Consider the following 7,118-nt stretch of genomic DNA (forward strand, 5'->3'; position numbering starts at 1 on the left):
ACGGAAATTCGTATGCAGTTTTTTGCGCCGGTATTCGCGGGAGATACACTGCATGGAAAAGCATTTGTAGCAGACACGCAAGTACGCAATCCATACAATGGTCTGATTGACGTACAGGTTGACTTATACAACCAGCATGACGAATTGGTGTTGCGCAGCCACAGCAGTGAAATTGTCAAGCGGAAAAATCCGGCTGTTCCTATTCACACAGTATAAATGGCACAAGAAAAAGGAGAATGTATGTCACCGGAATTACTCGAACGGTTAAAAAAACATCAATCATCTATTATTGGATGCAAACAATGTAAACAGGCGGCAGTATTGATTCCACTGATGGAAACGGCAGATGGACTGCAAATCGTATTGGAACAGCGGTCGCCTAAGCTCAAGCATCAACCTCGTGATATTTGCTTGCCGGGCGGCGCCATAGAGTCGGGAGAAACACCGCAGCAGGCAGCCGTTCGAGAGGCTTGTGAAGAGCTTTTGATACGATCGGAGCAAATCGAGGTTTTGGGCTTGATGGATGTTTTGCACACGAATACACTGATGCTGTACCCATATGCAGCCAAGCTGTCTGCCTATGCGATGACATATAGCCCGGCAGAAGTAGAACAGGTATTTTGCGTGCCGCTGTCATTTTTTCAGACCCAAGAGCCGGAACAGTATCGCATTACCTTGCCGGTACACCCACCGGAGAATTTTCCTTTGTCCCGCATTGTGGGCGGCGAAAAGTATCAATGGCGGGAACGCAGAGAAGATATTTTATTTTATCAATATCGGGATTGGACAATTTGGGGGATTACCGCCAAGATTTTGCAGTCGTTTGCACAGATAACAAAGTGAGGAGATCATGGGACGGCGAAGAGAACTAGCGAAAAATACGGCAATTTTGACCGTTGGAAAAGTGTGCACACAGTGCATCAATTTTTTGCTGCTGCCATTTTATACAGCCATGCTGTCAACAGGAGCATATGGAACCTTTGACTTAATGCTCACGTATTCCATGCTCTTGCTGCCGCTTGTCAGCTGGCAGCTCAGTCAAGGTCTGTTTCGGTTTATGCTGGATGATCGGAGCAATACCCAGCGGCACAGTGTGTTGTTTTCCACACTGCTGTTTTTCAGTGCCATCCAGTGTATCGGATATATTGTTTTGTTTGCGCTAATTCAGCCGATTTTGCAGATAGAACACGCGTATTTTTTAATTGCCTATGTTATTTTGCAGGTGTTTAACGCTATGCTCATGCAGTTCGTGCGTGGATTGGGAAAGAGCGTGGTGTATACGATTGCGTCGTTTATCGCGGCAACTGCAACGGCACTGCTCAATGTCATTGCTCTGGCATTTTTGCATTGGGGACTGACCGGATTGTTTGTTTCCACTCTTTTGGCGCAGGTCTTCACGTTGCTGTATCTCATGGCAGCATCTGGCTGCAGACAGTATTTTTCCATTCGATGCATCAAACCGGCGGTGTTTCAAGAAATCGGTGCGTATTCGATTCCGCTGGTACCGAATAATTTGGCATGGTGGGTCGTTAACGCTTCGGATCGAACCATCGTTTCATATTTTCTTGGCGCAGCGGCGAACGGTATCTATTCGATTGCCAATAAATTTTCCAATGTTTTTGTCAATTTTTATAATATTTTAAATTTATCTTGGTCGGAAACCGTTTCGCTGCATTATATGGATGCGGATCGCGATGAATTTTTGACGGAGACCATGAATGCCATGTTTCAGCTGTTTGCCGCCGGGTGCTTTGGCATGGTGGCATGTATGCCGTTTTTCTTTCCGGTATTCATTGATGCCAAGTATCATGATGCCTATCCGCAGATTTTAATTTTGCTGTATGCGATGCTGTTCCGTGTGCTGGTTGGATTGTACAGCTGTATTTATGTCGCACAGAAAAACGCCAAAAAAATTGCACAGACATCGATTTCAGCGGCGATTATCAATATCACGGTAGATCTGCTGCTCATTCAAAGAATTCATATTTTTGCGGCGTCGGTTTCGACTTTGGCTGCATTTTTACTTTTGTTTTTCGTTCGATATATTGATGTCAATCGGACGGTGCAGATGAAGCTCAAGCGTTCGGTTGTTATTGGCTGCTTGCTGATGGGCGGCGGTCTAATGTATACCTACTACTGCGGAAATCGGCTCATTCAGGCGATAGCGTTGGTCGTCACGGTATGCTATGCGATAGGTACCAATTGGGAAATGCTGCACATGGGTATCCGATTGATTCGTTCTAGATTACATAACAAGGGATAAAAGAAGCGCTGGATGGCGACATCCAGCGCTTTTGTCATGGGAGAAAAATTAAGCGGTTCGTTTCCAAACGTATACGGCGAGATACGGCGGCATGTTGTTGTGGGCGCGGTCAAGGCCAGCTCCGTTCTGGGCAAGGCTTGCACTATAGTTTTTCGTGCTTGTTGTGACACAATCCGACTTGACGAGCTGCGTTCCTGCAGTCGGAACCCAGCTGGAAGAAGAACTGTCATTGTTGACATACATGGCATGGGTATGACTGGGAAGCTCTTGCACAGTCAATTTGTGCGTTGCTTCACCACCGGAACTGCCGCCTGCATAAGCGGTGCCTGCCGCAAGCAGGAAGGTGTCTTTGATGCGCTCCCAAGTGCCGCCCCATGCATTGTTGGGATCGAATAAGAGATCTGTCGTGTGATAAATGGCTCCGACAGGATAAAAAATATCCAAAGCAGTTGCTTTGAGCTTTTCGGGAGTATACATCGCGTCAATGGCATCTGCGATGTTCTGGGCAGTTTCAGCGGCGGCTTGTGCGCGCTGTGCATTGGCGCTCGCCTGTAAGATTTGATCCATCCATGGTCGGCTGGCAGTTTTACAGCTATCATCTGCGTGCTCGGACAAGGCGTCATAGACGAGCGTAGTCATCTGCTGTGATTTGACCAGCGTATCGCCGACATACCAGCTCAGCTCACACAGTCCCGCGCCGGATGTACTTGTGTCAGAAGAATTGACGCGCCAAGTCACAATGGCATCGTCTTGTTCAATGACAACGGGATACATGGAGCCTCTTGCGGGCTGAAACAGCAGCGCCGCACTGCCGGTTCCATAGGTTTCCTGATAAGCGGTACAATCAAAGCGAACCACAGTATGATTTTCGCCGCATCTGCCCAATTTGATGCTATGGGGCAGATGCATCATGTCAATAGTCAAAATAGGATTCATTGACGTCACCTCCAGTTTTTATCATAGGAGCTGGAAGAAAACAGTCAACGGTTATTTCTTGCAGGCCTGTGGAAAACTCTGCACAGTTTGACAGTTCGACGAATTTCGGCTATAATTCCTACAGTTTCAATGAAAAATCAAGGAAGTATGATCTATGTATGATTATTTAATTGTCGGCGCCGGATTGTATGGTGCTGTATTTGCGCAGCAAGCCAAGAAAGCAGGAAAATCTGTGCTAGTGATAGACAAGCGTCCGCATGTGGCGGGAAATGTCTATACGGAAAAAATTGAGGGCATTCATGTGCATCAATATGGTGCGCATATTTTTCACACGAACAATAAAACCGTGTGGGAGTACATTACACAGTTTGCGGATTTTAATCGGTTTACCAACAGTCCGGTTGCCAATTATAAGGGCGAACTGTATTCGATGCCGTTTAACATGTATACGTTTAATCAGATGTGGGGCGTCGTGACACCGGAGCAGGCAAAGAAAAAAATCGACGAACAGCGCGCGGAAATTCAAGGCGAACCGAAAAACTTGGAAGAGCAAGCGATTTCTCTGGTGGGACGAGACATCTTTGAGAAGTTGGTCAAAGGATACACAGAAAAGCAGTGGGGACGCGACTGCAAAGACTTGCCAGCTTTTATTATCAAACGACTTCCGGTTCGTTTGACGTTTGACAATAATTATTTCAATGCACTGTATCAGGGAATCCCGATTGGCGGATATACCAAGCTCGTAGAAAATCTGCTGGACGGTGTAGAGGTTCGACTCAATACAGATTACCTTGCTGATAAAGATGCATGGAATGCGATGGCGAATCAAGTTGTGTATACTGGTCCGATTGATGCGTACTTTGATTTTCAATTGGGCAATCTGGAATACCGCAGTGTACGATTTGAGACGGAGGTATTGGATATACCCAATTTCCAAGGTAACGCAGCGGTGAATTATACCGACCGGGAGACGCCGTGGACGCGCATTATTGAGCATAAATGGTTTGAATTCGGCAAGGACGAGCATGGCGAGGATTTGCCGAAAACAGTTATTAGTCGAGAGTATTCTTCGGAATGGAAACCGGGAGAGGAGCCATATTATCCGGTCAATGATGAGAAAAACGGTGCGCGGTATCAGGCATACAAGGCATTGGCAGAGCAAGAATCTCATGTGATTTTCGGCGGTAGGCTGGGCGAGTACAAATATTATGATATGGATCAGGTCATCGCAGCGGCTCTGGAAATGAGCAGACGAGAATTGACGTAAAAAGATGCAAATATATGAAAAAACAGCTTTTCTTTAAAAATAAGAAAAGCTGTTTTTTATGTGATAAAATTAGTGATTCGCTTCCATGTTCTGCGGGAGAATCAAATTAAGAATGATAGCAACCGCAAACACAACAGCGACACAGTTCTGTGCAAAGACGGTCTGAATGATCTGCGGGAAAATAGAGAACAGATCCGTGCACTGCGTAAATCCCAGACCAATGCTGAGCGACAGTGCCGCAATTACCGTGTTGCGCTGGGAGAAGCCGCATTTGCTTATCATCTGCAAGCCGCTGACAACAATGGTGCCGAACATCATAATCGTACAGCCGCCGAGCACAGCATCCGGAAGGGTTGCGAGCAACGCGCCGAACATCGGGAATACACCGGCAAGAATCATAATCACTGCGCCAGTTGCAATCGTAAAACGATTAACAACTTTTGTCATGGCAACCAAGCCGACATTCTGGCTAAACGAAGTAATCGGCAGACAGCCAAATATCGAGGATAGTGAACTGATAAAACCATCACAGGCAATAGAGCCGGACGTTTCTTTTTCTGTGACATCGCGTCCCAGACCGGAAGCGGCGAGTGCAGAAGTATCACCAATTGTCTCAGTCGCAGAGACCAAGAAAATCAGGACAACAGAAACAATGGCATCCAGACGGAACTCCATGTGGAACGGCATGAGGCGCGGAACTGCAATAATCGATGTTCCTGCCAGCGAAGAAAAGTCTACCATATGCATAAAGATGGCGAGAATATAGCCGACAATCAAACCGAACAGCACGGAGAGCTGCTTCCAAAATGATTTCGCAAATACGTGGAACAAGATGCAGCAGACCAATGTCACGACGCCGAGAATCCAGTTTTCCACAGAGCCGAAGTTTTCGCTGCCGGAACCGCCGCCAAAGGAGGTTGCACCGACACTGAGCAGAGAAAAACCAATGGCTGTGACTACGCTGGCGGAGACAATGGGCGAGATGAGCTTAATCCAATACTTGGCAAATAGACCGAGTACGCCTTCAATCATGCCGCCGATGAGAACAGCACCCATGATGGCACCGTATCCGTACTGCGCACCGACAAAGCTCAAAATTGATACAAAGGTAAAGCTGATACCCATGACGATGGGCAGACCGGAGCCGATTTTGCCAAACAACGGAAACAACTGAACCAGTGTGCCAATACCGGCAATCAACATCGCACTTTGAATGAGCAGAGCGGTTTCTTTGCTGTCAAGACCACAGGCACCGCCGACAATTAAAATCGGAGCGATGTTGGAGACGAACATGGCTAAGATATGCTGTAAACCGAAAGGAATGGCATTGAGCAGGGGAACCTTGCCGTCTAAGGTATAAATATGATTGACAGAAGCGGATGATCCGACTTCTGTCGCTTTTGTTGTTGACTGCATGAAAGCTCCTTACTGTTCGCGGAACTGAATCGAGCCATTTGCAGCGTCCATGCCGTCTACAATTGCCAGAGATTCCAGCTGATAACCAAAATTACGAATAATACGGCCGCCCTGCTGGAAGCCCTTTTCGATGGCAATGCCGATGCCCTCTACCGTGCCGCCTGCCTGTGCAACGATAGACAGCAGACCCTGCAAAGCGCAGCCGTTGGCAAGAAAATCGTCGATAATCAGCACATGATCTTCCTCACTCAGGAACTTCTTCGATACAATAACCTGATTCTTACACTTATGCGTAAAGGATTCAACCTCTGCTACGTATACATCACCGTCAATATTGATGCTCTGAGACTTCTTAGCGAAGACAACCGGAACATGGAAATGGCTGGCTACGATACAGGCGATGCCGATGCCGGAAGCCTCGATGGTGAGAATCTTGTTGATTGGCTTATCTGCAAAGCGGCGCTTGAATTCCTCACCCATCTGGTTGAACAGATCAATATCCATCTGATGGTTCAAGAAGCTGTCAACCTTCAGAATGTTTCCTTCTTTTACAATACCGTCTTTTACGATACGTTCTTCCAAAAAATTCATAATGATCCTTCCTTTATTTGTATTCGATATGATATACACTTCAGTTTACCAAAAAAATCGACAAATATATACTGGTATTATATCAGAAAAATCATGAAATTCATACAATTCTTTTGATTTTTTTTACATCTAGACGGGACGATAGAAAACACAAAAAATTCACAGAAAAATTTGCTGGAGGCTATTGACCGATAGTAACAACCGTAACATATAATCAGCTGTATCAAGTGATTCAAACGAATACGCGATAATAGGAGGACAGAAGTCGCTTTCTGGCGTTGAGATTTATCCATTTGCACAGTCCGCTTCAATGGACACAGAACAGTTTGCAAATTCTATGGATTTTGTACAGGAAAATGCGGCGGGAGCCAATGTTCATGATGGCTTGTTTACAGAGGCATCGGATACAGAAGGCATTCTTGCATATCTAAAAGAAAATAAATTGGTGAAGTAAAGGAGAGTATGATGGAACGACCATATATTATTTGTCATATCTTAAGCGCACTGGATGGAAAGATTACAGGTCCGTTCATGGAGACAAAAGCCGTACAGAGTGTAGGCGGAGAATACGCTCGCATTCGTTCGGAATATCAGGCGGATGCATGGCTGTATGGAACAGTGACAACGAAAGAGTTCACGCAGGAA

The 7,118-nt window shown here is 46.1% G+C and carries 7 protein-coding genes and 1 pseudogene; 5 read left to right on the forward strand and 3 right to left on the reverse strand.

Features of this window, described 5'->3' with window-relative positions; translation table 11 throughout:
* The 3 genes from ACR0P9_RS05470 to ACR0P9_RS05480 form a co-directional block, all read left to right on the forward strand.
* On the forward strand, window positions 1-216 hold a 216-nt coding region (locus ACR0P9_RS05470), incomplete at its 5' end, for a hypothetical protein (RefSeq protein ID WP_432618068.1).
* 24 nt (window positions 217-240) lie between these two features.
* Complete coding sequence (locus ACR0P9_RS05475) at window positions 241-843, forward strand: NUDIX hydrolase (RefSeq protein ID WP_432618070.1); 603 nt, start codon at window positions 241-243, stop codon at window positions 841-843.
* Between the two features lie 7 nt (window positions 844-850).
* Window positions 851-2,263: a lipopolysaccharide biosynthesis protein gene (locus ACR0P9_RS05480; RefSeq protein WP_432618072.1), complete on the forward strand. Its 1,413-nt coding sequence runs from the start codon at window positions 851-853 to the stop codon at window positions 2,261-2,263.
* A 48-nt stretch (window positions 2,264-2,311) separates the two neighbouring features.
* Here ACR0P9_RS05480 and ACR0P9_RS05485 read toward each other — a convergent pair whose 3' ends face one another.
* On the reverse strand, window positions 2,312-3,199 hold the full coding sequence (locus ACR0P9_RS05485; RefSeq protein WP_432618074.1) for a phage baseplate protein: 888 nt from the start codon (window positions 3,197-3,199) through the stop codon (window positions 2,312-2,314).
* Between the two features lie 154 nt (window positions 3,200-3,353).
* On the opposite strand from ACR0P9_RS05485, the gene glf reads away from it, so the two are divergent.
* Complete coding sequence (gene glf, locus ACR0P9_RS05490; RefSeq protein ID WP_432618076.1) at window positions 3,354-4,466, forward strand: UDP-galactopyranose mutase; 1,113 nt, start codon at window positions 3,354-3,356, stop codon at window positions 4,464-4,466.
* Between the two features lie 69 nt (window positions 4,467-4,535).
* On the opposite strand, the gene ACR0P9_RS05495 is transcribed toward glf, so the two are convergent.
* Complete coding sequence (locus tag ACR0P9_RS05495) at window positions 4,536-5,882, reverse strand: uracil-xanthine permease family protein (RefSeq protein ID WP_432618078.1); 1,347 nt, start codon at window positions 5,880-5,882, stop codon at window positions 4,536-4,538.
* Between the two features lie 9 nt (window positions 5,883-5,891).
* Window positions 5,892-6,473 carry a xanthine phosphoribosyltransferase gene (locus tag ACR0P9_RS05500; RefSeq protein ID WP_432618080.1) on the reverse strand — a complete coding sequence of 194 codons (582 nt, stop codon included), beginning with the start codon at window positions 6,471-6,473 and terminating at the stop codon, window positions 5,892-5,894.
* Between the two features lie 465 nt (window positions 6,474-6,938).
* Between ACR0P9_RS05500 and ACR0P9_RS05505 the strand changes: the two are divergent.
* Window positions 6,939-7,118 (forward strand): annotated as a pseudogene (locus tag ACR0P9_RS05505) (5-amino-6-(5-phosphoribosylamino)uracil reductase); the annotation flags it as partial.

Origin of the sequence: Butyricicoccus sp. (assembly GCF_050872565.1) — a bacterium.
Classification (GTDB): domain Bacteria; phylum Bacillota; class Clostridia; order Oscillospirales; family Butyricicoccaceae; genus Butyricicoccus_A.

Coding starts and splice junctions, on each gene's coding strand:
- ACR0P9_RS05480 (WP_432618072.1), top strand. CDS start 851: ATGGGACGGCGAAGAGAACTAGCGAAAAATACGGCAATTTTGACCGTT.
- glf (WP_432618076.1), top strand. CDS start 3,354: ATGTATGATTATTTAATTGTCGGCGCCGGATTGTATGGTGCTGTATTT.
- ACR0P9_RS05495 (WP_432618078.1), bottom strand. CDS start 5,882: ATGCAGTCAACAACAAAAGCGACAGAAGTCGGATCATCCGCTTCTGTC.
- ACR0P9_RS05500 (WP_432618080.1), bottom strand. CDS start 6,473: ATGAATTTTTTGGAAGAACGTATCGTAAAAGACGGTATTGTAAAAGAA.
- ACR0P9_RS05475 (WP_432618070.1), top strand. CDS start 241: ATGTCACCGGAATTACTCGAACGGTTAAAAAAACATCAATCATCTATT.
- ACR0P9_RS05485 (WP_432618074.1), bottom strand. CDS start 3,199: ATGAATCCTATTTTGACTATTGACATGATGCATCTGCCCCATAGCATC.